We start from the raw sequence: 22,896 nt of genomic DNA, 5'->3' as shown, positions 1-22,896 counted from the left end.
AGAATTAGAAACATCATGAAAGGATTACTATTTTAATAGAAACGTATATTAACGGAATGAGCGACATAAGATATAAGGAAACAGAAAAAAATCCGCACTATGAGACCAGTCATAGTCCGGAAAACGTCCTTCAATTTTTCTACTTATCGATGTGGTTCAATAATGAAATGATGAAACTGCCGGCTTGGAACATGAGCATGAAAATGAAGTATTCCTCCATCATGATTACCTCCTTCTGAGAAAAATTTGTCCCCATTTGATATCTATGTAAGATTGACTCATTTCATGCGTTTTTTTGTTGTGAATTGGATGTTCTGGTAGGGGGATCGCAATCCCGGATGATCTTTTAGAGATTATCCGGGATTTTTGTTTGAATAGGGATGTGCCTTGGGGTTCCATTTATCGTAGGAATTTCCAATAGAATGGGCAAAGAGGTTTGATTCAGTCGTATTTCGGGCAATAGTTATGAAAGTTTCGCTTACATCATATTTTCTATTGCATACACACACTTTTTTATGTAAATTAGTCAAGTATGTTCAATAGGAGGTATCATCATGAATCACACACAAACCACTCAACGGGTTCAGATAACGACAGCTGACCCCTCTTCCCTTGGTCTTTTCGGGCTGGCTATGGTCACCCTTGTAGCTTCTTCTGCAAAACTCGGATGGACTGACGGCGTGTCGTTCGTCTTACCTTGGGCGATTTTCCTTGGAGGCATTGCTCAATTGATGGCAAGCTTTGGAGATGCTAAGCACAATAATACATTTGGAATGACAGCTTTCGGTGCTTTCGGATTATTCTGGCTGGGGGTAGGTACATCCTGGTTGATTTCATTCGGGGTGTTCGGAGAAACAGCAGCTGCTGCAATTGATCCCAATCAGCTGGGGATTGCCTATATCGGCTATCTAATATTCAGTATCTTCATGACCATAGGCGCTATGGAGACCCATAAGGTATTATTCATCATTTTTGTCCTGATTGATTTCTTATTTATCGGGCTGTCCCTGTCTACTTTGGGAATTGCTCCCGAAGCCATGCACAAATTAGCAGCAGTCTCTGAATTGTTCATCGCACTTTTCAGCTTTTACGGTTCAGCTGCAAGTGTATTGAATACACACTTCGGGAAAGAAACGCTCCCGGTTGGACAACCATTCGGGATTTTCAAATAAGCACAAAGAAGAGATAGATGAGTGACTCATCTATCTCTTCTACTTCACTATGGGTATCAAAATATCAAAGTGAGGATCATCCCGGTCCCGATTGTGGGGGTACCTTTCATGCTTGATGGGAAGATCATCGACATATTCATCATTGGGATCACGATATGGTTTGTACTCTACTTCTTTTACAATTGATAGATTCGGTGGAATGTATGCTCAATATCATCTCTTTTCTTATGTGAAACCTTTAGATAAGTCATGGCTGGTACGTTGATCTCTACCACCTAAGCAGGTGGTCATTTCATAAGGATTTAGGATGGCTGACAGAAGTGTCTATGCAGTTCTATTTCACCTATTCACCTGAACAGATTCGTATGCCTTAATAAAATTCGTCCCCTGGTATGATATTGATTTTCATTCCGGTTTAGAGTGCCTTCCATTGTAAGTGTCTTTTCAATTATAAACGTACTTATTGTGGTTCCCTTTTTCACTTACTGAAATAACTTTCTATCAGTTTCGACACACCGAAAGCTCCAGAACTCTTGTTTGATAGAATGACTGTCTTTATGTTTTCTTTGGGATAATATGCAGAATGAAAGCTTACCCCCGGATCATACCCCATTATGTGATGTTTATAAGGTAGATTTAACCACATTCCGTACCCATAGTTTACCCCATCTTTGACTCTTACATGAGGTTCTGAAATGAGCTTGGTACTATCTTCATTAAGAAGCTTATTTGTCAAAAGTGCTTCCCAAAATGAAAGCATATCAGGACCCGTGACATAAGCCCCGCCGTCTGCCCCGCCCTGTATAGGAATGGAATACATATTTGTTCTCCATGAGTGGTCCGCTTCATCAATGTATCCGTAAGCCGTATTCTCAGGTAAACAATCCAGACGAAAATACCCCGAAGCGTCCATATCCGCAGGGGCGAAAATATGCTTCTGGATGTAATCTTGCACTGTCATCTCCGAAAGATTCTCAATCATCAACCCTAGAATGATGTATCCGGCATTGTTATAATGAAACCTCTCACCAGGAGAAAATTTCATATGGGCATCTTGAAAGAACGGAAGGAAATCTTCCCCTTTGCTCATTAAATACATCGGTGTATCCTTCCATAAATCTTCAAAATCATCCATCAATTCTTCATCAAAATAATCCGGAATTCCAGAGGTGTGAGTAAGTAAATGATGGATCGTTACATTCTCATCAAAATGAGGGAACGGGATTCCTATACATTCTTTTAATGGTGTATGAAAAGACATCATTCCCCTTTCTATCAGTTGGCAGATGGCTACAGCAGTGAACAACTTACATCCGGATGCGATACCAAATCGTGTACCTGGCGTGTTTTCTCTTCCTTCACTGCGGTCGGCATACCCAAATCCCGATTCAAAGAGGCTCTCATCATCTCTCTTTACCATAACCATTCCGGAAAAATGCTCTTTTTCGGCATGTATCTTTATCTTGTTGTGTAATTCCTTCATCATAAACACCCACTCTATCATTTGTCTTTATGGTAAATTATAGCATAAAAAAATGGTCATGAAGACTCTAACACCCTGACTGCCTATGGTCCTGGATCCAGCTGGATCTGATTCTAACGTTCATCAGACCTTTCGTTTTTTAATCTTAACCTGATAAACTTTCTTTTCCCTACCTGCACGATCATTCCATCTACTATATTCAATTCAGTTTTCACATCCAAAACCTTTTTTGAATTGATCCTGATGCCACCATTTTGAATCATCCGGCGTGCTTCACTCTTAGAACTTTGCATGTGTAGGGCTACTAAGAGATCGACTACCGATATTTTCTCTTCTCCCTTCCATTCTTCCTCTGGAATATCTTCAAGCATGGCCCCTTTTTGAAAGACCTCCTTGAATTGGTTTTCTGCTTGTTCCGCTGCATCTCTACCGTGATACATCCTGACGATCCTTTTTCCTAATAGAAGTTTGGCATCTCTCGGATGCAGGGAACCATCCTTCAAATCAACGGCTAACTTCTCCTTTTCTTCTAAAGTTAAATCGGTTATCAAATTGAAGTATTTTATTATCAGCTCATCGGGTATCGACATCGTCTTCCCAAACATTTGATTAGGGTCTTCATCTATTCCGATGTAATTATGCTTCGATTTTGACATTTTATCAACGCCGTCCAGACCTTCAAGTAATGGAAGTAATATGACCACTTGTTTTTCCTGGTTGTAATGTTCCTGGAGATGTCTTCCCATCAGGACATTGAATTGCTGGTCCGTGCCCCCAAGCTCCACGTCGCTTTCAAGAGCGACGGAATCATATCCCTGCATTAAAGGGTAGAACAGCTCGTGAAGAGAAACCGGCTTTTTCTCCAAAAGTCGGTTGGAGAAATCATTTCGTTCAATCAACCTTGCGACTGTGATCTTTGAAGATAAGCGCATCACATCTTTAAGATTCAAGGATGACAGCCAGCTTGAATTGTAATGAAGCTCAACTTTTTCTTTGTCCAGTACCTTTCCAAATTGGTCAAAATATGTTTGGGCATTTCTTTTCACTTCTTCCTCCGACAATTGTTTTCTAGCAACAGATTTACCTGTGGGATCACCGATTTTACCCGTGAAATCCCCAATAATGAGCTGTACGATATGACCATTTTCCTGAAACTGTTTTAATTTATTCAGTACCACTGTATGTCCAATATGAACATCAGGAGCAGTTGGATCCAGCCCCAGCTTGATTTTCAAAGGACGTCCAGTCGATATTGATTTCACCAATTTATGTTTCAATTCTGCTTCCGGAATGATCTCATGCACTCCATTTTTATATAGTGTGAGCTGCCTTTCTACTTCGAGCTTCTGAATTTTTGATAATGATTCCCATTGGTGATCCATGATTTTTCCTCCTTACTGTTGATAATAAAAAATAAAACCTCTCAGGTTTCAGTTAATATACTATTAATGACATGATCTAGCCTCATCCCTTCTCCGACTGGGTAAAATTAAAACAAAAAACCACGCCCCTAAATAAAGGGACGTGGTTTACGCGGTACCACCCTCATTGAAGATCTCTCTTCCACTCGATTCGGATAACGGGCCGGCCGTTCTCTGCTACTTTTTTAGTTCACAAAGAATGTTCAAGGAGGTAATTCACACTTATCTGTGTACTGATTTTCACCAAGCATCAGTTCTCTAAGACAGGGAGATAAGTCACTACTGAGTCCTATCATGACATGTTTGATTTAGAATTTTCATTTATTTTACAGAAAAAAGGTGATCATTACAATAAAAATTTTCATGATTTTTTCACTATTCCAAGTATAAATCCATCGTAACCCTTCGATCCTACTGTTTGAACGACTGTTGAATCGATCCTGTCCTCTTGAGATAACATTTCGGCAAATGTTCTCACACCTTTAACGCTTTCATCTTCACTGTTTTCGTCAATCACCCTCCCAGCACGCACCACATTATCCGTAATGATGACCCCACCGGGCTCTGCCAGTTGAAGGGCCAACTTTAAATAATTGGCATTGTTTTGTTTATCGGCGTCTATGAATATGAAATCAAATGTACCTTCGAGAGACGGTAGCGTGTCAAGAGCGGCACCTACTTTAATTTCTACCTTTTCTTCCATGCCAGCATGGCGAATGTTTTGTGCTGCGATCATTGCATGTTTTTCACTGTACTCAAGTGTGACAAGACGTCCATCTTCCGGGAGGGACCTGGCAAGCCAAATCGTGCTGTACCCACCCAGGGTCCCAATTTCCAATATCCTTTTTGCCCCTTTAAGCTCTGCAAGTAACGAAAGAAATTTCCCCTGATTAGGAGATACATCGATTGCTGGAAGTCCGGCTTCACTATTTTCTTTCAAGACAGATTCCATAATGGAATCCGGTTTTTGTAGTTTACTAGTATAATATTGATCGACTTCTGTCCATACATCTATTGACACGACCATCACCACTCCTTTTGAATATCCTCTTGTCATCATAGCATAATTTACCATATTTAAATATTTAATTTTTTGATGACTATATTTCGGCAATACGAGAAGCAACGTTATTTTCTAATTCAGTGAAGACAGTATTCCCTATTCCTTTAACATTTGTCTTCATGGTGAATACCCCACCAGCATGGGGAAATTCATTCAGTTGTTCATCTGTCATTCTCGTTCGTGCTGTGGTCATGTACAATTCGTTTAAATCCGCTCCACCGAATGCACAGGACGTCACATTCACAGCAGGGACCTTTATGAATTCAAGCTGCTTTCCGTTATATGGATTCCACCTTGATATCCCCTTTCCACCCCAATGGGCGATCCAAAGCATTCCTTCCACATCGATGGTCATACCATCCGGAATTCCAACACCTTCAGGAAAGTGTACCACCACTTCGGGACGTTCGATTTTACCCGTATGTCCATCATATCGATATCGAACGACCTGCTTGGTTGGGGTATCGATGAAATACATAAATTGATTGCAGGGTGACCACGCCAGGCCGTTGGAAGTACCCACATTTTCAACCATTTTCGTAATTTGTAATTGTGAGTTTATAACGTATAGAGCGCCTTTCCGTTTACCCCTGTTGTATCCGTCGTTCCTGCCCAAAACCTTCCTTCCGGATCACATTTACGATTTTCTTCTAAGTGGCTTTCAGGATCACACACTTTTTCTAAAAGACCTGACTCCCAGTTCAAAAAATAAATCCCGTGCTGAAGACCAAGAATCATTCGGCCATTATCACTATCCGTCAGAGAGAGACAGCCTACAAATTGATCCATTTTAAACGTTTGGGTACTGCCGGAAACAGGGTTGAATTGTAAGATTTCTTTCCCGATGATATCCACCCAATAAAGCAAGTTCATATTTGTATCCCAACAGGGACTCTCGCCTAACATATTTTTTGAATCAACAAACAATTTTACAGACATAAAAAAATCCGCTTTTATAATCTTCTTGTATACTTACTTCAAGTAATAAATTGTTTACACCTGCAAAATTTACTGTTTAATACATTAGAAAAGCCATCCATTTTACAATGAACAGCCAACCTCCCAACTTATGATTTCTTAACTCCTTTCAATATTACACTTATCGTTTCAAACAGGATGGTCAGAATAAATCTGATCCTCACCCACTAGTAGACAAGCGAAAGGGCTTGGACAAAGGGTTATAATCATAAGACGAGCCTACCGGGAAGGCGTTTTTTGCCATTTTGGTTGCCTTGCCTTATGACCTCGAGCACCTATCCCTGTAAATGGACATCCTGAGGACAGGAGGAGGAGCACGGTCTACCCGCGAAAAGCGAAATCTTCCCTATAAATCTAGAATGGTATTAAAGCTTCAATGATCTGTTCGTCTTTAAGTTTTGGTCAATTTGTTTAGTCCCACTCTTTTTTCTTTATTCATGTATTTAAGCTGACTTGAAAACCATAATAGGTTACCTTTTGTTTCTCCCCAACCAACATTATGAAATCGGCATATTGGGGAATAATAAAGAAAACTTGTTTTGGAGGGTTCATTATTGGAAACAAATGAACAGGCTTTAACGATATTTGCATTGGGTGGACTTAATGAAATCGGAAAAAATATGTATGTCATCAAATATGGTGATGATATCGTCATCATCGACTGTGGAGGTAAATTTCCCGATGAAAGTCTCTTAGGCATCGACTTAATTATTCCCGATGTTTCCTATCTTGAGAAAAATAAAGACAAAATCCGAGGACTCATCGTCACTCATGGACACGAAGATCATATAGGAGGCATCCCCTATCTTCTCAAAAAAATCAACATGCCCATTTACGCTACACATTTTACATTAGGATTAATTCAATTGAAATTAGAAGAACATAAGCTTCTACGTGATACGAAACTCATTAAAATCGATTCAGAAACTTCACTCAATTTGGGTGCAATGGATGTATCTTTCTTCAAAGTAAGTCATAGCATTCCAGATTGTCTGGGGATTGTTTTTCACACACCGGAGGGGAATGTCGTACATACAGGCGACTTCAAATTCGACCTGACCCCTGCCAATCATCAGTATACCGATATCCATAAAATGGCAAGAATTGGTGATAAAGGTGTACTCTTATTGCTTTCTGAAAGCACGAATGCAGAGAGGAGCGGTTTGACTCCTTCCGAACAAATGGTAGGCAATCATATGGATGAAGCATTCTTTAAAGCAAATGGAAAGATATTTGTCTCCACCTTTGCCTCCAATGTGAATCGAGTACAACAAGTAGTGGATGCATCCATTAAGACGGATCGGAAGCTCGCATTATTAGGTAGAAGCATGATTAATGTTGTATCTGTTGCAATGGAACGAGGTTATTTGATGATTCCTGACGGGATGCTTATAGATGCAGGTGAAATCGATGCATTACCTCCAGAAAAAGTAGCCATTTTATGTACAGGGAGCCAAGGGGAATCCAGAGCTGCCCTCGGCCGTTTATCGACTGGAAACTTCCGTGGTGTATCCATCTATCCAGATGATACGGTCATCTTTGCAGCATCACCCATTCCCGGAAACGAAAAAGATGTGTCCCTCATTATAGACAACCTCTTCCAACTGGGTGCCCACGTCATTTATGGCAGTGGAAGCTCTACCGGAATGCACGTATCCGGTCATGGATACCAGGAAGACCTTAAACTCATGCTGACTTTGATGAAGCCAACATACTTTATCCCTATTCATGGGGAATATCGAATGCTTCACCACCACCGTTTACTTGCCGAATCAGTAGGAGTGGAGAAAGGAAATACGTTTATCATCAAAAACGGGGAAGCCGTTGACATAAAGAATTCCATCGCTCGTCAAACCCGGTCCCATCCTGCAGGTGATACCTATGTAGACGGCCTGAGTGTTGGAGATATTGGATCCATTGTTTTACGCGATCGCAAGCAATTGTCTGAAGACGGGATGCTGATTATTGTTGTAACCCTCAATAAATCCGATCATACGATTATTTCAGGTCCTGATACCATATCACGAGGGTTTGTATTTGTTCGTGATTCAGAGGAACTCTTGAGAGATATTAACCATCTAGTAAAAAAAGTTGTCGATGATCTAACCGGTGAGAATATCCGGGATTGGAAAGAAATGAAACAAGCAATCAAAAAGGTTGTCGGTCAATTCGTTTTCAAGCAGTTAAAAAGAAATCCTGTTCTCTTGCCGATTCTTATTGAGATTTAGTCAGGATGCATTTTCATCAATAAAGCACCCAGCTCATGCAGGGTGCTTTTAAAACAATCATTTTTCTACTTTATTTCCTTCGTATATCTTCACATTTAGAGGAGCCGCTAAATAATCAGGTGCCTTTCCAACGAATGAAGTGAAATGTTCACTCGTATTATGACTCTCAACAGCAGCGGAATCCTTCCATACCTCCACCATTGTATAGACGCTTTCTCTCTCTGTATCTTTCATTAAATCATAAGTGATGTTGCCATCCTCCGCTCTGGATGAAGCGACAAGCGGGTGGATTTCTTCTAGAAATGCCTGTTCCTTCATTGGGTTAATCTGAAATTCTGCATGAATGATAATCATGTTAGTTCTCCTCTTTTCCTTGAATTATTTCCATTCTGTAATGGATTCGACCGGTAAGCGGACAGATTTATAGCCTTCATCTGCCGCTTTCCCGATTGAAATCAGCATGACTGGGTAATAACGACCTTTGTCCATGCCATATGCTTCGGCAATTTGATCTTTTTCATATCCACCAATCGGATTTGTATCATATCCGTGAGCACGTGCAGCAAGCATAAGCTGCATAGATACTAATCCTGCATCAATGAGATTCATTTCCCTAAACTGATCGACCGGCATCGTATCAAGTAAACCTTTAATGGCAGGGAGCTGTCTATCTCTCACTTCTGCAGGCATATACCCTTCATCGACTGCCTTGTTGTAGATTTCATCTGCATAGTCAAGGCTGTTCATATCAACAAATACAGCGATCACCGCAGAAGAGGTTTTCACCTGGGTTTGATTGAATTTGGCAAGTGGTGTAAGAGTTTCTTTCCCTTCCGGACTGTCGATTACAACAAAACGCCACGGCTGCAGGTTAACAGAAGAGGGTGCAAGCGTTGCATCCTTTAGGATTTCTGTCATTTCTTCTCTGCTGATTTTCACGGATGGGTCGTAGTTACGGATGGAACGACGACCTGTTATAATTTCATTAAAATCATTGATTTTAGTTTGATTCATGATGATTTCTCCTTCATGTGTAAATTTTTATTAGTAATCGATGCCTTGAACATTATCCTGGATCCGGTTTAGCATGCCCGATAAAATAGTACGTTCTTCTTCAGTGAATGTTTTGAAGACTTTAGAGATAAAAATGTCTTTCTCTTCCCGGTAAGCTTTTATCTTCATTCTTCCCTCTTCTGTTAAGCGAACAAATGTAAAACGGTTGTCAGCAGGATTTTTACGACGGAAAACCATCCCTTTTGCTTCAAGCTGTTTTAAGTGCCTCGTCACGGCAGCACTGTCAATATTCACTTCACGCTGAAGAGCGGTCTGACTGATTTCTTCCACTTCAAAAAGTCTGTGCAATAGGTCCAGTCGAGACTGACTAATACCTGTACACCGCTCAAATTTAGGACTCATTTGTTTATATATATCATTAAGTTGAACGATGATCTTTTCTTCTTCACGACATGAGTTAGACAAAGCATCCCCTCTTTTCAACAATTGACGGGTCAACCATTGACCCGTCAATTAATATAATATAATTGAATATTAAAGTCAATCATTTAGATCCTGGTGAAAAATGAAAAGCTGACTAACAGGGATTTTCAATCAACCAGCTTTCTTCATTCATTTCCTAATCTCATTATATTCAAATGACAATTCCTTCAATTTTCTTATGATATTACCTTCATACTCACCTGTAAGAGGGATTTGTTCATCAGCAAAACTTGAAAGTCCTTCGTGGTATCCTATCATGACAGCATGTCTTGCTTTACTGAACATACTGATATCATTAGAGTCATTACCAAATGCGATAAAATCTTCTTCCACCACTCCAACTCTAGAGAGTGCATTCCACTTATGAACATTGGGGGGACTGATATCTACTACTTTTTCACTCGTATGTATGTTTACAACAATATCCAAGGATTTCAAATCATCTATTAAATCCATGTGGTTGGTGGAGGTTAATAATAATATCTTCACAATCGAATTCAGTGAAGCAACGGGAAGCCTCCGGGCAAGATTGGATGGATCCAGGAAGTGAAGGATTGGATGATCGGTCGGACCTGTATAAGCGTAATCCCACTCGCTATCGATTAAATAAGTTGCCTTATACTGATCGATAAGACTCAGAATTTTCACTAAGTCATTTCGATGAAAGGAGGTTGAGTGAATCACTTCACCCTTATGAAATATAAGAGATCCGTTTCCCCCTATTAAAGGAAAAGTATGTAATCTTTTATCCAAGACGGGAAGTATATCCCGAATCGGTCTTGCAGATGCAAAAAATACTTCGTGGCCATCCGATTGTAGTTCCAACAAACAATGGGTAATATCTTCTGAGACCGGTTTCCCCTTAAAACATATGGTCCCGTCCAAATCAAATATAAATTTCATGTAAACACCCTCTCACAATATGTATGATTTTACCAGATGAGAGAAATAACAGAACCATCCAAAAAAAAGACTTACTCCGTTGGTAAGTCCAGGGCTTGATAGGCAGCCTGATATTTTCCACCATCCGCAACTTCCGAGTGATAAAGGGCTTTAAGGGCAAAAGTTCTCTCTAAATTCATTTCTTCCATCAATACTTTCAGTCGTGCCTGCAATTCTTTATTATCTCTGACTAACAGTTTCATTTGTGACTTCATATATCTCATACGGTATTACTCCCCTTTTCATATGAACAATTCATCAATTATAACACTGATGCTCGTATTACTAAAGTTCTCTTTGGAACCAGGTTCACATTCTTCACTCACAGACATTTGCATGAAAGGTTCTTATCATCATAGTGTTATACGACCATGACCCTCCTATATTAGATGACTCATGTGTATCTCCCTTTAATGGTCGTACAATCCCCCCTGAACATCATCACTTTTTCTATCAGATCCTTTTGTTAATGATTCATAGTTCTTTCCACTTTATTTATGTATTGGTGATGTTCACCATCAATTTTTTCATTTGAAAAGAATATCACTCGACACCGGCTTCTCTCCTATTTCCCTTGCCCACACAGATAATTGGCCAATATGATGGATCTCATGAGTAACGACATGTTGCATCACTTTTTGTTATGTGAAGTGATATGTTTTCCCCGATTTTGATGTCCTAATAATTTCTTTTTTTTCATAGGCAGGGGTCCATAAGGAAAGAAAGCTTTCCGTTTGCTTCCGGGTCACTTCTGAAAACGTGATGACCTCGTCCAACTTTGAAACCATACGGACATCCTTAACCATCACAGATTTTCCTTGTAGTTGATTCATCCAAATCTGTTCACAATCCACTACATGAAAGAGGTTTTTTAAAATGCTTCCCATCCCGCCTGTACGCTCTTTCACCAATTCACCCTGTTCTATTTTTCTGCACCATTCAAACCATTCTTCCCGGATTTTCCAATTATAAGAAAAAAGTTCTAACATTTTATCAACCTTCTCTTCATAGTAAATTTGTTTAGCGGTTTCCTATTTACAGAAATAGCCCCGTCACAATGATCCCTATCCCGTTTAAAGCAAAAAAGGCACCATAAATCATCATGATTATTCCTGTCCCAAACCCATAAGGATCAAATGGACTTACGGATAAACCAGTCAAGAAAAAAACCGCGGGGGTGAGCAATATACAGATTACTCCAGACCAAATCCGCTTCTTTTTATTTTTACTAAAATCTTCATGACCGTGAAATTGGTCAGAACTAAGATGGTCATAATGATAAATAATAAGACAAACAAGACACCCCATTCAGACATAAGTTCCCTCCTTATCATTTCTAACTATACGCATTCCAGAATGAAATCCCCCAACTTATTACAAGAAACAACAAACTAGCGAGCAAATAAGGACTTTTATTGGAAGAACTTGATGAATATGAATGCTCTTCACTTGAACCCATTCAAATGTTTGATTAAGATCCATGGGAACTGTGAAAAACATGACACCCCACCCACCGAAAATAAATAGCCCCAACAATTGGAGGAAAGAATACATACTCCTGTGCTTTTTTTGTTGTTTGTCTACCTCCGTCTCGTAGTCAAAACCAGTTTTCTCTATTTGTAACCCCATAAAAAAATCCTTTCTGCCTGTTCTTTCTACTAATACGAAAGAACAGACACAAAGGTTTCAAATTATTCTAATTTTATCATTTATTGGAAGTCTATTCTCCCAGATAATTCCCCAAATAAATACCGCTTGCCGCAGCCTGGGACAGGGAATGGGTTTCTCCTGAACAATCACCAATCAGAAACAGGTTTGGCAATGCCGTTTCAAAGTGTGGATCTGTCGAAAATTTTGGTTCGTGAAATTTAGCATCCACCCCGTACAAGAGTGTATCAGGGTGAATCGGTTCCCCCAGAAGTTTCTCCAAGGAAGTTAAAAACTCCTCAAGCGCCATTCCATATAACTCAGGAACCTCGAAACGGACATTCCCGCATTCCGCTTCGAGGGACGGACCTATCAAATTCCCCTCTAACGATTCTGTATGCCTTCGTCGTTTAAAGTCTTCCAATCTCTGAACGACAATTCTTCCCTGCCCTTGATTGATTCCACCTATAATGTCAACTGCATAACCCATAGCCTCATCATAAGATTGAAAATAATGCGGAACGAACAAGCTGAAGTTCAGATTCTCACTTGGGGTATCTTTTTCACGGGCATTCTGTCCGTCCGGCATCACAAGTCCATGCTGATGTTTCCGGATGATTCTCCCTTGTGGGTTCATACAATAGGTTGTGGCACTAAATGAGTCCCTTTCAATCCGTAACTTTGTTTCAAACGTATCTTGTAAAATCATTTGAAGCTGATCACCTTTCATTTCTACACGAATCCCCATATCCAGACGTGTCTTTCCTGGAAACAGTCCAAGTGACGCTGCCTGTTCTTTGAGCCACGTGCTTCCGCTCATACCTGTACCGATCACTAATTTCTCAGTGTGAAAATCACCGGAATTGGACTTCAAGTGAAATCCCGAATCATGTTTAGAAATTGTTTCAACAAGAGTTTCAAAACTGAATGTAATACGATTTTTCAGTACCTCATACATTTTATGAAAAACCTCGCTAGCTAAGCGTGTTCCTAAATGACGGACCTCAGTTGAAAGCACCTTCAAGTCTGCCATCCGTGCCCTATTTGAAAGTGACTCATTTTTCGTGCAGTAGGAAGTGGTGAAGTCACCCCCAAACTCACAGAGAATTGCGTCTACTTCCTTCATTAAATCAAGTGTAGCTTGATCTCCAATTTTCCTTCCGAGCTCTCCTCCGAAATCATTCGTGTAATTAAACTTCCCCTCGGATTTCCCAAGACCGGCAAACCCAATGTATTTACTGCACATTCCTTCACACGTACAGACACCACCATCGTCTATATCGCATGTACGTTCACTCAATTTTTTGCCGAGATCAATCATGTGAATGGAGACATGCTTATTGTTTTTTATCAATGTGTAAGCAAGAAAAATACTGCTCACACCTGCTCCTATGATTGTGATGTCATAATGATTGGAATGCATCCCCTGAACTCCTTTCTTAGTTGTACTCATGATTGTGCCACTTTTCCAGTACAGCTTCAATATAATCACACTCTTTGCTTCCTGTGTCTTTCCATTTCAGACGGAAATAGCATGTCTTAAAGAAATTTTCGATGTTCATTTTCATTCTATAGAAAGAGTAGGAATAGCCTTCTCCCTTGTAACGATTATTTACGGTACTCGACAAATCCATTAGCCACATTAAGAGGTCATCATCAGTCATTATCTTATCCAGCAAAATTTCGATAGCGAAAAATAATCGGCCATCCTCATCGTCCACATAGGCAGCGTCTTTCAATATGCAGTCTTTAATCGTCTTTAGACTGCGATGAAGAAAAACAGATGGAAATGAAGGGTGACGGATCGCTTCTACTAAATAATCCGCTCCGTGTGCAATACTATGTGCCCAGCCCTTTCCTTCAACATATCCACGGGTATCTTCTTCAGCCTCTAAATAAAGAAAACAAGCTTCGATGGCATTTTGAACCTTATCAGCTGGCAAAAACGGGTTAGTACGATCTTTATCCAGAAGCAACGCCAAGACTAATGAGGAAAAACCCCGGGTGAAAACTGAATCATCTTCCTTCTTTCCGATACCATAGAACAAATGATTTTCATCCATACACGTATCAAGAAGGAAAGACATTTGTTCGGTTGATAGAAGGTTACCTTCCATCAGTCTATAAAAACTTGTATAAATCAATTTATCTCTCAGTTCCCCATCGGTCGAGCCTATATGTAAAGTCATCTCATTTATAAGCGAGTCCAGTTCCAATTCTTTCATTAAACCAGGATGACTAAAATTTAACTTTCCTAATTTCACTTTCAATTGACCTTCAGTGCACATATTTCCATTCCCTTCACCAAAATGATATCTATTCCCATCCTACCATAATATACTTGTGAGGTCCGTCCCTCTATTTATCTTTCAAACTGTGATGATTGAGAATGGAGGCATGAGGCGGCTTGTCACCCTGGACCTTCGTTTGCCGTATTGTGGTGATACAAGGACTCATCATTGAAGCACAGAAGGTCCGGACCGAATTCATGATTACAAGCCAGAAATAGGTCTCCATCAAACCGAAAAACAGAATGGAAAGTACTCCAATGACAGAGGCTGTAAATAATAGGCCGCGATAAGAAAACCGCTTCGGAAAAAGGTGTACTTAACTGCTCCTAGAATGGAGAATGGAACCTACTACGGCACCCTCAGTCTCAACTTCAAAAAAAAGCACATAAATCCCATGCAGGAATTTATGTGCTACCTATAAATTTTATTAAGATTTAATCTTATCCTTTTTTATCTGCTTACTTCTCAACTGACCGCAGGCTGCATCAATGTCAGTCCCCTGTTCTACCCGGACTCCGCAGTTGATTCCATGTTCAAGTAATGTACCGTAGAATTCAACAATTGCTTCTTTCGTACTTCTTTGATACTGGTTGTGTTCGTCAACCGGGTTATAGGGAATCAGGTTCACGTAAGAAAGGTGACGCTTGTTCTTCAGCAGTTTGGCCAACTGAAGGGCTTCTTCCTTATGATCATTCACATCACTCAACAAGATATACTCAAAGGTAATGCGTCGATTGGTTTTTTCTAAATAGTAATCAATGGCTGGCATTAATTTCTCCAGTGGGTACGCACGGTTGATTTTCATGATCCTTGTTCGCAATTCATTATTTGGTGCGTGTAAGGAAACGGCCAGATTGATTTGAATATTTTCGTCCGCAAATTTGTAAATTTTATCTGCAAGACCACTTGTTGATACGGTAATATGACGCGCTCCGATTGAAAGACCTTTTTGATCATTTACGACACGGAAGAAGTCCATCATATTGTCATAGTTATCAAAGGGCTCACCAATTCCCATTACAACGATGTGACTGACACGTTCCCCATTCCCTGCTTCATCTAGATGATGTTGAACATTCATGATTTGTTCCACAATTTCACCGCCGGATAAATCGCGATTCTTCTTCAACAATCCACTTGCACAGAATGTACAACCGATATTACAACCTACCTGTGTCGTGACACATACACTGAGACCATAGTTAAAACGCATCAAGACAGTTTCAATCAGATTACCATCCTCAAGCTTGAACAAAAATTTGATGGTGCCGTCCTTAGATTCCTGCTTCACTTCTTGAGTGAGTGTATGAAGATAGAAGTGATCGTCCAATAATTGTACACAATCAGCGTTTAGATTCTTCATATCCGCAAAGTTTGTCACTCTTTTTTTATATAACCAATCCCACACTTGAGCTGCGCGGAATTTCTTTTGTCCGTTTTCAACAAGCCAAGTCGTCAATTGATCTAATGTTAATCCGTATATGGATTTCTTTTCCATTTAAAACCCTCATTTCAAAACTCTACAATTTTCTACTTATCTATACTACTTAAAGTATGGGAATGTTTCAAGGGATTTATAAGTGTTGAGAAGAATTGGAATTCCGTAATAAAGTATAACTAACATTAAAAGTATGCACCGGGTAAAATACCCGGTGCATACTTTTAATGATTGATACGATGAATGAAATCATCTAATTTTTCTTTATCCTTCAACTTTTGATTACATTCAGTACTATCCTGACAAATATAATTCCCCTTCTTTACAAAGGTTCCCTTGGCAGACGTTTTGGATTCGGACATATAAAATCCGATGCTACTGAAAGTGTTACAAATCGTACAAATTCCCTTTTTACTGCTATTTTTAAAGGTCCCTTTGAAACCTTTCAATTTACCTTCATATTCTGCGACGATATATTTACGTTCTTGACCGTAATCATTCCAGCCTAAATAGGAAATGTGTCTTAAATCAATTTCATCCCATCCAGGAGACTTTAACTTTTTAACCTTTGGGAATAATTTTTTTACCGCATGATCACTCAATGCCGGGAAAGGTATCACGAATGGCTTTAACCCGATCAGAAAATCCTCTGCGTGATCTGTATCCCGGATATCGACAATTGGTTCAAGTACCTTTTGCTGTGATAGTGATAGTTCACCAATAAGGTTTGTCACCTTGTCGTGTACCAGTCCCTTCAAGGCTTGGAGGACACTCTGGTCATTCACGGTGGCGTATCCATTGATTAGCACCTGAGTTTGATACGTGATGAAATTGTATTGATCATTTCGAATAAATGGCTCCATCTTAATCGCTCCTAAAACATTTGTCATTCTTTTTTATTCATTTTCAAGACTGGGCATGTAGCACGTGCTCTCTTATACTATAGCCTTAACAGGTCATTTAGGATATGCAGAGTTTCATTTAGAATTGATAAATACACAGAAAAGCACTAATACATCAGCGTTTTTTGTAAACGATTTTCTTGATTGTTTCACTTGAAAGATAATATTCAGCGGCTAATTCATTTACTGTCTTTCCTCTTGAAAAAGCTGCCTTGATTTCGGTATTACGTTCATCAATTATCTTTCTAGTTCCGGAACGGCTACCCCACTTTCGATGCTCCGCTTTCGTTTTTGGTATATAAAGGGTTTTCCCTTGGACGTATTTTTGGATCTCTTCTACTAACGATTGAGGTAACACACTCTCCGCTTTCACATATTTCATTTCTGTCAGCTCCTTATTTTCTTGTGAATTCAGTCAATAAGGTGCAAAGCCGACTTACTAGAAATGAACTTTGAGGGCGATTAAATAAGATTCCGCCTCATGCAAAGTATCGCCTTTCTAATAATAGGCTTCGCATGAGACGCTCGGGACTCTGGCAAGATTGTACTCTTAACCATATCACCACCTCCTTTAAATCATTTTCTTCCATTATAATTAATTTCCTTTGACTTCACATCACTTTATAACTTTTTTTATTTGCTTTTGAAATGTGACACCACCTTAAATATGGTATAATTTTCTAAATATTACAAAGGAGATGATTCCCATTTTTTCGTTCACAGTAGATCATGAAATTTCAATCGAGCTATTTCAACAGCAACATAAAGAGGAGTTATATGCACTGATTGATTCAAATCGGGATCATTTGCGCCAGTGGCTTCTATGGGTGGATAAACGTCGGTCCCCAGAGGATTTCGAGCCGATTATTCCTATCTGGATCAGGAATTACGCGGATAACAATGGGTTCGATGCAGGGATACGTTATCAAGGGCAATTAGTCGGGATGATCGGTCTGCACTTTATCGACTGGAAAACACGGAGCACCAGCATTGGATACCTCCTTTCGGAAAATGCGCAAGGGAATGGAATCATCACACGGACCGTAACTTCTCTCTTAAACTATCTATTTAAGGAAATGGGTCTTAACAGGGTGGAAATCCAGTGTGCCCTCAACAACAAGAAAAGTATGGGGATCCCGGAACGATTAGGGTTTTCAAAAGAAGGCATCACTCGGGATGGACAGTGGTTATACGATCATTACGAAGACCTTGTGACCTATAGTCTGCTGAAAAAGGATTGGCAGATTTCTTAAGATGGATGGAATTTAACAACCAGCTTCAGACTTCGAAGCTGGTTGTTCCCCCAATATTCAGGGCTATACTCTTAGCCTAATTGATCCATTATCGCTACCCCAATCTTGTTCATCACTTTCTCTAGATCAGTCCATTCAACAGAAGGATCCTGACAGTAAAGTAATCCGATTACAATAATTTGTTTACCTTCTTTCTCTATGAACCCTACATCATTGCATACCCCTTCTAAACCACCAGTCATGTGGAACCAGGGAATTGAAAACCGAAATCCGTCGGGATCAACCTGGTTTTTCATCCCTTCTATGATGTTCGTTCTGTATTCCCGGTTTAAACCTTCATGTAATAACATATCCATCATTTTAAAAAGACCCTTTGGTGTTCCTGTGTTGTTAACTATATCTCTATTTTGAGAAGAAACTTTACAATCAATACCCATTTCTTCTAATAATACATTTATAGACAGATCCGGATGTTCCTGGAGAAGGTTTAGGTAAGACTTATGGTTGTGTTCACAAATAGCAGAATATACATCTTCTTTGACTACCGGATGGCCATTCCTGGAAACAAGAATGGCCGTTACCCATTTTGCAATGCTTGCAAGTGGAAACCACTTCTCCTCATTGATTGTGACGGTTTCCATGGTCTCCGTGTCATGCAGATAAAATCCGAATTTCGTATTTGGTGGAATCAAACTGATTATGCTTCCACGAAATGTCTCCATCTGTTCATGTTTCAAACAATCTCCCCTCCAAAGCCTTTACATACCTTTCAGCAGACATCTGTACTTTCTCATGTGCGTTCTCCTTCACAATCCGATGGAAGGCATTATATATCCGATCAAAATTCATGTCAGCTACAATCGACGCAATCTCTCTTACTTTTGAAGCCGGCAGGGGGATAAGGTTTGGATAGCTATACATAAAGCTGACCCACTCCCTGTCAGCCACAACCTGGATGATGTCCCCTGTCAGAAGGATGCCTTTGTTGTTGCTGCCTCCTTTCCATTCAAGTACGGCCCCTCCTTTGAAGTGCCCTCCGAGACGATGAATGGTTATTCCTTCGTATAATTTTAGAGACTCTCCGGACCAATACACAATCTGTTCGCTTTCCCTCATCACCCATTCACGGTCATCCTCATGTATATAAATCGGTACCTGAAATACTTCTGCCCACTCTACCTGAGTGGAATAGTAGTGGGGATGGGATAATGCAATGGCATCCAATCCTCCCACTCTCGTAATCTCACTGATTGTTTCTTCATCCAGATATGAGATACAGTCCCATAATAAGTTGAATCCTTCTTGTTGAACGAGATAAGCTGTTTGACCGATCGCGAAATCAGGAATCGTTTTCACACTATACAATCCTGACTCCTCAAGTGTGATCTTATTTCTGAAAGATTTCCCCTTCATATTCTCTAAAGTGGTCCATGATTGACCGGCAGGATTAACATATTGTCTTTCCTCCTCACAAATCAGGCAATTTTCAGGTACTTCCATCGATTCTTTATATTGGACTCCACATGTTTCACATATGTATTGATGCAAAAGAAAACCTCCTCTTAAAATTTTCGAAAAATAGCACCACTTCATTTTATCCGAAGATTCTTGTATTTGAACAATTCTATTTTCCATTGAATTTATTAAACACATAACGTAATGATGTCACTCTAGCTTTCAGCGATTTTCCCATATACACACGTATTTGTTAACCGTTCACCATCAACGGAAAGATCTTCATTTCTAAGGACCCCCTCCAGTTCATATCCAAGTCTTTCAGGGATCGCTCTGCTCTTATCATTAGTGGACTCACATCTGATTTCCACTCTTTTTCCTTTCAAATCGGTCAAGGCGAATTCGGTTAATTTGCCGACAGCCTCTAACATATATCCGTTACCACTCATTCTGGTGTCGATCCAATATCCGATTTCAAATTTTGGAATACTCCACTCAATATTGTGAAATCCAGTTGAACCGATAAATTCATCGGAACTTTTCAAAAAAATAAGATACCTCAAACTTTCCCTGGTCAGGAATTTTGCGTGTGCTTCACGGGTGTTGGTCTCCGTATCCTCAAGGGAAGGGTTACTTCGGGCAAAACCCAACCAAGGCTGTAATTCAGACAAAGAGTTCTTGATTGCTGCATTAACTGCATGCCCATCACCCGGCAGAGGCATCCTTAATTTTAATCTTTTTGTTTCAATTACTGTTGGAACATCAACTAATACTGGATTCATATAAAAAACTCCTCTTAAGTAGTTAAAGTAAAAAAGACTCTCATCCTCAAGAACTGCATCTTGAGGATGAGAGTCATCACCTCATTTGAATGGCATGTCACCATAAATCATTTACGAATACAGTGCATCCTGTCTATTTAAAGTAGAGATACAAATGTATTTATTCCATGCTGCAGTTTCATACAATGCTCCGAGACTTTATATCATTTTTATTATGATGGTTTTTTCACCGATCTGGCTCTCTTTTCATCAATTCCCCAAATATACCCTAGCCGTCAATGCCTAATTGGAAATATTTTAAATTATTGAAATTATAAGGCAACAACTACCTTTTTGTCAATTCAGCCTGCATACCATAATCGCCTATACTTAACATAAATAGTACTATATAATAGAGGAAAAAAGATTCAACTGGAGGATGAAAATGACTCACCACACTATAACCACTTCCATTGGGGATCAATTGATTGAGAGAAAGGAAGAAATCGCCAATACCATTTTCTCTGAACTTGCATCGACATACCCTACCCTTTATGTGGAAGAAAGAAGAAATGATTCAGTGCCATACTTTGTTCAACTGATCGAACTCATTGGCAGCGGGTTAATTAAAGGAGAAAGTTTTGAAAACCATACACGGGACTGGGGAAAAGAAGTTGGTAGACTCGCTTCCGGCCAAGGAGTCCCTCTTAATATGTCCATTAGTAAATCCTCCTTATATAAAAAAGTGGTATTAAAGGATATTATCATTCACAATGAAGAAACATTGACGAAAGAGATCCTCTTGGATATTACCCATGATATTGACCAATCATTCACGACGATGATTTCCGCTTTTTGTGAAGCGTATAGTGAATATGCAGATGAGCAGCTAAAAATCTCAGAAGAAAAGTATCTCTCCCTATCCACTCCGGTGGTACCCATCTTCTCAGATCTGGCTGTATTGCCTCTTATTGGTCAAGTAGATGAAGTGCGTGGAGAAATGATGGCAGAACATGTTCTCCTTGAGTGCAAAAAACTTTCCATTCACCAATTGATCATCGATCTCTCCGGTGTATATGAAGTGAATCCGTTATTCCAACAAGGAATCATGAAACTGATCGATAGCCTTAAATTACTTGGGATAGAGCCTATTTTATCAGGAATGCGCCCAGAGATGAGCATCGAATTCGTTCAAATAGGGATAAACCTTTCAACAATCAAAATCTATCAAACTCTGAACAAAGCCGTAGAAGCTCATTAATTGGTGCTTTTCTAGAAAGAGGCTGGGACAATAGTAGTTTTATTAGTAGTGTGCCATAAACCCCGTTGAGTTTTTAATTTGTTCCAGCGGTTGATTGAAGTGTAAGACGAAGATCCCTGAGGGGAAAATTGCATATGTGAGACCCCACAGGCTGCCCGCGGAAAGCGAAGTCTTACACGGAAATCAATAGCGGTATTAAAAGCCTTCACTGAAATGTTCTTCTTTAGGTTGTGGACTATTTATTTAGTCCCGACCTTTTTTATTCGTGAATGCGTATCCTTACCTGCTTTCATATATTTTTATTCCTTCTATTCTTTTTCACAGAGGTTCAGCATTTTTTCTTGATTTAATAATGAGAAATGAAGGTCTTCTTTCTTCATTTTTCAAATCGGGCATCTGGTTCATGCCGTCCGGAGTGGGCAGGGGCTCAAGCATTTTTTCCAACACGAAACCCTGACCAATCAGGCCATTTATCAAGGTCGGTATAGTCCGGTGATATTTGATCACACCGTCCACATACCAATGCTGTTCCCGTCTTCCTTCATCCCGGTAGTGGTCAAGTGCCCAATGCAGCCGCTCACCATCAACATTTCTCCACCAATTTTTCATATCTTTACGTGCTGTTACGATTGGGTGCTCAATTGAATAAATCAACATACCACCCGGCTTTAAAAAGGTGTGAAGCTTCTGGATTACGGATTCATAATCTTTTATATAATGGAATGCAAGTGAGCTTACAATCAAGTCAAATGACTCTGTTTGCTTGGATAGGTCTTCAATCGGGCTGCAAACGTACATTATTTTTTCGTCCTTATTTTCTTTTAATGCCCTGCTAATCATTTTTTCTGAAATATCCACCCCAACGACAGAGGATGCACCCTTTTCAATACAGTATTTCCCTAAGCCTCCTGTACCGCATCCGAGATCCATTACCCGTTTCCCCTTTAGATTGGGAAGTTCTCCTCTGATGGCAGGCTGTTCGAGAAAGTCGTTATATGTTCTTCCCGAATCTCGCAAGTTCATATATCCCTCAAAAAATATGGGGTCATCGTAAATGTTTTGTTTCACTTTTCTCCCTCTTTCTCATTTAGATTACTTGCTGAT

The 22,896-nt window shown here is 39.8% G+C and carries 24 protein-coding genes, 2 pseudogenes and 1 other annotated feature; of the genes and pseudogenes, 5 read left to right on the top strand and 21 right to left on the bottom strand.

The window, feature by feature from the left end:
• Nucleotides 1–139 precede the first annotated feature (139 nt).
• Complete coding sequence (locus BAA9072_RS24660; protein WP_408015217.1) at nt 140–220, bottom strand: putative holin-like toxin; 81 nt, start codon at nt 218–220, stop codon at nt 140–142.
• Between the two features lie 334 nt (nt 221–554).
• Between BAA9072_RS24660 and BAA9072_RS07255 the strand changes: the two genes are divergently transcribed.
• Both BAA9072_RS07255 and BAA9072_RS07250 read left to right on the top strand, forming a co-directional pair.
• On the top strand, nt 555–1,172 hold the full coding sequence (locus BAA9072_RS07255; RefSeq protein ID WP_201714001.1) for an acetate uptake transporter: 618 nt from the start codon (nt 555–557) through the stop codon (nt 1,170–1,172).
• A gap of 21 nt (nt 1,173–1,193) precedes the next feature.
• Nucleotides 1,194–1,358 (top strand): hypothetical protein, encoded by a 165-nt coding sequence (locus BAA9072_RS07250; RefSeq protein ID WP_201714000.1) that lies wholly within the window; start codon nt 1,194–1,196, stop codon nt 1,356–1,358.
• Between the two features lie 292 nt (nt 1,359–1,650).
• Here BAA9072_RS07250 and BAA9072_RS07245 read toward each other — a convergent pair whose 3' ends face one another.
• The 4 genes and pseudogenes from BAA9072_RS07245 to BAA9072_RS07230 form a co-directional block, all read right to left on the bottom strand.
• Nucleotides 1,651–2,676, bottom strand: a complete 1,026-nt coding sequence (locus BAA9072_RS07245; protein WP_408015212.1) for a serine hydrolase domain-containing protein — start codon at nt 2,674–2,676, stop codon at nt 1,651–1,653.
• A gap of 92 nt (nt 2,677–2,768) precedes the next feature.
• Nucleotides 2,769–4,037: a tyrosine--tRNA ligase gene (gene tyrS / locus BAA9072_RS07240; protein WP_201713998.1), complete on the bottom strand. Its 1,269-nt coding sequence runs from the start codon at nt 4,035–4,037 to the stop codon at nt 2,769–2,771.
• A 133-nt stretch (nt 4,038–4,170) separates the two neighbouring features.
• Nucleotides 4,171–4,381, bottom strand: a binding site (T-box leader).
• A 56-nt stretch (nt 4,382–4,437) separates the two neighbouring features.
• Nucleotides 4,438–5,136: an O-methyltransferase gene (locus BAA9072_RS07235; protein ID WP_230980786.1), complete on the bottom strand. Its 699-nt coding sequence runs from the start codon at nt 5,134–5,136 to the stop codon at nt 4,438–4,440.
• Nucleotides 5,137–5,176: 40 nt separating this feature from the next.
• Nucleotides 5,177–6,078: pseudogene (locus tag BAA9072_RS07230) on the bottom strand (SMP-30/gluconolactonase/LRE family protein).
• A gap of 593 nt (nt 6,079–6,671) precedes the next feature.
• Between BAA9072_RS07230 and BAA9072_RS07225 the strand changes: the two are divergent.
• A complete protein-coding gene (locus BAA9072_RS07225) occupies nt 6,672–8,345 on the top strand; it encodes a ribonuclease J (protein ID WP_201713997.1) in 1,674 nt (557 codons plus the stop codon).
• Nucleotides 8,346–8,402: 57 nt separating this feature from the next.
• On the opposite strand, the gene BAA9072_RS07220 is transcribed toward BAA9072_RS07225, so the two are convergent.
• The 12 genes and pseudogenes from BAA9072_RS07220 to BAA9072_RS07165 form a co-directional block, all read right to left on the bottom strand.
• Nucleotides 8,403–8,699 carry a putative quinol monooxygenase gene (locus BAA9072_RS07220; protein WP_201713996.1) on the bottom strand — a complete coding sequence of 99 codons (297 nt, stop codon included), beginning with the start codon at nt 8,697–8,699 and terminating at the stop codon, nt 8,403–8,405.
• Between the two features lie 24 nt (nt 8,700–8,723).
• Complete coding sequence (locus tag BAA9072_RS07215) at nt 8,724–9,359, bottom strand: nitroreductase family protein (RefSeq protein ID WP_201713995.1); 636 nt, start codon at nt 9,357–9,359, stop codon at nt 8,724–8,726.
• 30 nt (nt 9,360–9,389) lie between these two features.
• Entirely contained in the window at nt 9,390–9,824 is a 435-nt protein-coding gene (locus tag BAA9072_RS07210; RefSeq protein WP_201713994.1) for a MarR family winged helix-turn-helix transcriptional regulator, read from the bottom strand.
• Between the two features lie 147 nt (nt 9,825–9,971).
• Nucleotides 9,972–10,745: an HAD-IIB family hydrolase gene (locus BAA9072_RS07205; protein ID WP_201713993.1), complete on the bottom strand. Its 774-nt coding sequence runs from the start codon at nt 10,743–10,745 to the stop codon at nt 9,972–9,974.
• 71 nt (nt 10,746–10,816) lie between these two features.
• Nucleotides 10,817–11,008: a hypothetical protein gene (locus BAA9072_RS07200; protein WP_201713992.1), complete on the bottom strand. Its 192-nt coding sequence runs from the start codon at nt 11,006–11,008 to the stop codon at nt 10,817–10,819.
• Between the two features lie 303 nt (nt 11,009–11,311).
• A pseudogene (locus BAA9072_RS07190) lies at nt 11,312–11,773 on the bottom strand (DinB family protein).
• Between the two features lie 204 nt (nt 11,774–11,977).
• Nucleotides 11,978–12,100 (bottom strand): hypothetical protein, encoded by a 123-nt coding sequence (locus BAA9072_RS24435; RefSeq protein WP_269139922.1) that lies wholly within the window; start codon nt 12,098–12,100, stop codon nt 11,978–11,980.
• A gap of 404 nt (nt 12,101–12,504) precedes the next feature.
• Nucleotides 12,505–13,884, bottom strand: coding sequence for an NAD(FAD)-utilizing dehydrogenase (locus BAA9072_RS07185; protein WP_230980785.1), 1,380 nt, complete (start codon nt 13,882–13,884; stop codon nt 12,505–12,507).
• A complete protein-coding gene (locus tag BAA9072_RS07180; RefSeq protein WP_201713989.1) occupies nt 13,871–14,719 on the bottom strand; it encodes a DUF2785 domain-containing protein in 849 nt (282 codons plus the stop codon). Before BAA9072_RS07180 ends, BAA9072_RS07185 begins: the two co-directional genes overlap by 14 nt.
• A 430-nt stretch (nt 14,720–15,149) precedes the next feature.
• On the bottom strand, nt 15,150–16,220 hold the full coding sequence (gene rlmN, locus BAA9072_RS07175) for a 23S rRNA (adenine(2503)-C(2))-methyltransferase RlmN (protein WP_201713988.1): 1,071 nt from the start codon (nt 16,218–16,220) through the stop codon (nt 15,150–15,152).
• Nucleotides 16,221–16,384: 164 nt separating this feature from the next.
• Nucleotides 16,385–17,023 carry a FusB/FusC family EF-G-binding protein gene (locus BAA9072_RS07170; protein WP_201713987.1) on the bottom strand — a complete coding sequence of 213 codons (639 nt, stop codon included), beginning with the start codon at nt 17,021–17,023 and terminating at the stop codon, nt 16,385–16,387.
• A 154-nt stretch (nt 17,024–17,177) separates the two neighbouring features.
• The gene (locus BAA9072_RS07165; protein ID WP_230980784.1) at nt 17,178–17,444 is read right to left on the bottom strand and encodes a CD3324 family protein; all 267 of its coding nucleotides are present in this window, start codon (nt 17,442–17,444) and stop codon (nt 17,178–17,180) included.
• Between the two features lie 316 nt (nt 17,445–17,760).
• Here BAA9072_RS07165 and BAA9072_RS07160 point away from each other — a divergent pair, with 316 nt between their 5' ends.
• Nucleotides 17,761–18,315, top strand: a complete 555-nt coding sequence (locus BAA9072_RS07160; RefSeq protein ID WP_408015211.1) for a GNAT family N-acetyltransferase — start codon at nt 17,761–17,763, stop codon at nt 18,313–18,315.
• A gap of 71 nt (nt 18,316–18,386) precedes the next feature.
• Here BAA9072_RS07160 and BAA9072_RS07155 read toward each other — a convergent pair whose 3' ends face one another.
• The 3 genes from BAA9072_RS07155 to BAA9072_RS07145 all read right to left on the bottom strand — a co-directional run bounded on the left by BAA9072_RS07155 (nt 18,387) and on the right by BAA9072_RS07145 (nt 20,552).
• Nucleotides 18,387–19,052 carry a serine hydrolase gene (locus BAA9072_RS07155; protein WP_201713986.1) on the bottom strand — a complete coding sequence of 222 codons (666 nt, stop codon included), beginning with the start codon at nt 19,050–19,052 and terminating at the stop codon, nt 18,387–18,389.
• Nucleotides 19,042–19,863: an MBL fold metallo-hydrolase gene (locus tag BAA9072_RS07150; protein WP_201713985.1), complete on the bottom strand. Its 822-nt coding sequence runs from the start codon at nt 19,861–19,863 to the stop codon at nt 19,042–19,044. The genes BAA9072_RS07155 and BAA9072_RS07150 overlap by 11 nt, the downstream gene beginning before the upstream one ends.
• A gap of 122 nt (nt 19,864–19,985) precedes the next feature.
• Nucleotides 19,986–20,552, bottom strand: a complete 567-nt coding sequence (locus tag BAA9072_RS07145; protein WP_201713984.1) for a GNAT family N-acetyltransferase — start codon at nt 20,550–20,552, stop codon at nt 19,986–19,988.
• 424 nt (nt 20,553–20,976) lie between these two features.
• Between BAA9072_RS07145 and BAA9072_RS07140 the strand changes: the two genes are divergently transcribed.
• A complete protein-coding gene (locus tag BAA9072_RS07140; RefSeq protein ID WP_201713983.1) occupies nt 20,977–21,792 on the top strand; it encodes an STAS domain-containing protein in 816 nt (271 codons plus the stop codon).
• A gap of 318 nt (nt 21,793–22,110) precedes the next feature.
• Here BAA9072_RS07140 and BAA9072_RS07135 read toward each other — a convergent pair whose 3' ends face one another.
• The gene (locus BAA9072_RS07135) at nt 22,111–22,860 is read right to left on the bottom strand and encodes a class I SAM-dependent methyltransferase (RefSeq protein WP_201713982.1); all 750 of its coding nucleotides are present in this window, start codon (nt 22,858–22,860) and stop codon (nt 22,111–22,113) included.
• Nucleotides 22,861–22,896: the final 36 nt, after the last annotated feature.

The sequence above is a fragment of the Rossellomorea arthrocnemi genome (genome assembly GCF_904424705.1).
In the GTDB taxonomy this organism is placed as follows: domain Bacteria; phylum Bacillota; class Bacilli; order Bacillales; family Bacillaceae_B; genus Rossellomorea; species Rossellomorea arthrocnemi.
Note: the sequence above shows the minus strand (reverse complement) of the source record. Positions and strands in the feature narration are given on the sequence as shown.

What these genes read in the sequence shown, in the direction of transcription:
- BAA9072_RS07245 (WP_408015212.1), bottom strand. Translation starts at nt 2,676, where the DNA reads ATGATAGAGTGGGTGTTTATGATGAAGGAATTACACAACAAGATAAAG.
- BAA9072_RS07200 (WP_201713992.1), bottom strand. Translation starts at nt 11,008, where the DNA reads ATGAGATATATGAAGTCACAAATGAAACTGTTAGTCAGAGATAATAAA.
- BAA9072_RS07165 (WP_230980784.1), bottom strand. Translation starts at nt 17,444, where the DNA reads ATGAAATATGTGAAAGCGGAGAGTGTGTTACCTCAATCGTTAGTAGAA.
- BAA9072_RS07160 (WP_408015211.1), top strand. Translation starts at nt 17,761, where the DNA reads ATGATTCCCATTTTTTCGTTCACAGTAGATCATGAAATTTCAATCGAG.
- BAA9072_RS07205 (WP_201713993.1), bottom strand. Translation starts at nt 10,745, where the DNA reads ATGAAATTTATATTTGATTTGGACGGGACCATATGTTTTAAGGGGAAA.
- BAA9072_RS07180 (WP_201713989.1), bottom strand. Translation starts at nt 14,719, where the DNA reads ATGTGCACTGAAGGTCAATTGAAAGTGAAATTAGGAAAGTTAAATTTT.
- BAA9072_RS07215 (WP_201713995.1), bottom strand. Translation starts at nt 9,359, where the DNA reads ATGAATCAAACTAAAATCAATGATTTTAATGAAATTATAACAGGTCGT.
- BAA9072_RS07140 (WP_201713983.1), top strand. Translation starts at nt 20,977, where the DNA reads ATGACTCACCACACTATAACCACTTCCATTGGGGATCAATTGATTGAG.
- tyrS (WP_201713998.1), bottom strand. Translation starts at nt 4,037, where the DNA reads ATGGATCACCAATGGGAATCATTATCAAAAATTCAGAAGCTCGAAGTA.
- BAA9072_RS07235 (WP_230980786.1), bottom strand. Translation starts at nt 5,136, where the DNA reads ATGATGACAAGAGGATATTCAAAAGGAGTGGTGATGGTCGTGTCAATA.
- BAA9072_RS07185 (WP_230980785.1), bottom strand. Translation starts at nt 13,884, where the DNA reads ATGAGTACAACTAAGAAAGGAGTTCAGGGGATGCATTCCAATCATTAT.
- BAA9072_RS07145 (WP_201713984.1), bottom strand. Translation starts at nt 20,552, where the DNA reads ATGAATCCAGTATTAGTTGATGTTCCAACAGTAATTGAAACAAAAAGA.
- rlmN (WP_201713988.1), bottom strand. Translation starts at nt 16,220, where the DNA reads ATGGAAAAGAAATCCATATACGGATTAACATTAGATCAATTGACGACT.
- BAA9072_RS07170 (WP_201713987.1), bottom strand. Translation starts at nt 17,023, where the DNA reads ATGGAGCCATTTATTCGAAATGATCAATACAATTTCATCACGTATCAA.
- BAA9072_RS07255 (WP_201714001.1), top strand. Translation starts at nt 555, where the DNA reads ATGAATCACACACAAACCACTCAACGGGTTCAGATAACGACAGCTGAC.
- BAA9072_RS24435 (WP_269139922.1), bottom strand. Translation starts at nt 12,100, where the DNA reads ATGTCTGAATGGGGTGTCTTGTTTGTCTTATTATTTATCATTATGACC.
- BAA9072_RS07220 (WP_201713996.1), bottom strand. Translation starts at nt 8,699, where the DNA reads ATGATTATCATTCATGCAGAATTTCAGATTAACCCAATGAAGGAACAG.
- BAA9072_RS24660 (WP_408015217.1), bottom strand. Translation starts at nt 220, where the DNA reads ATGGAGGAATACTTCATTTTCATGCTCATGTTCCAAGCCGGCAGTTTC.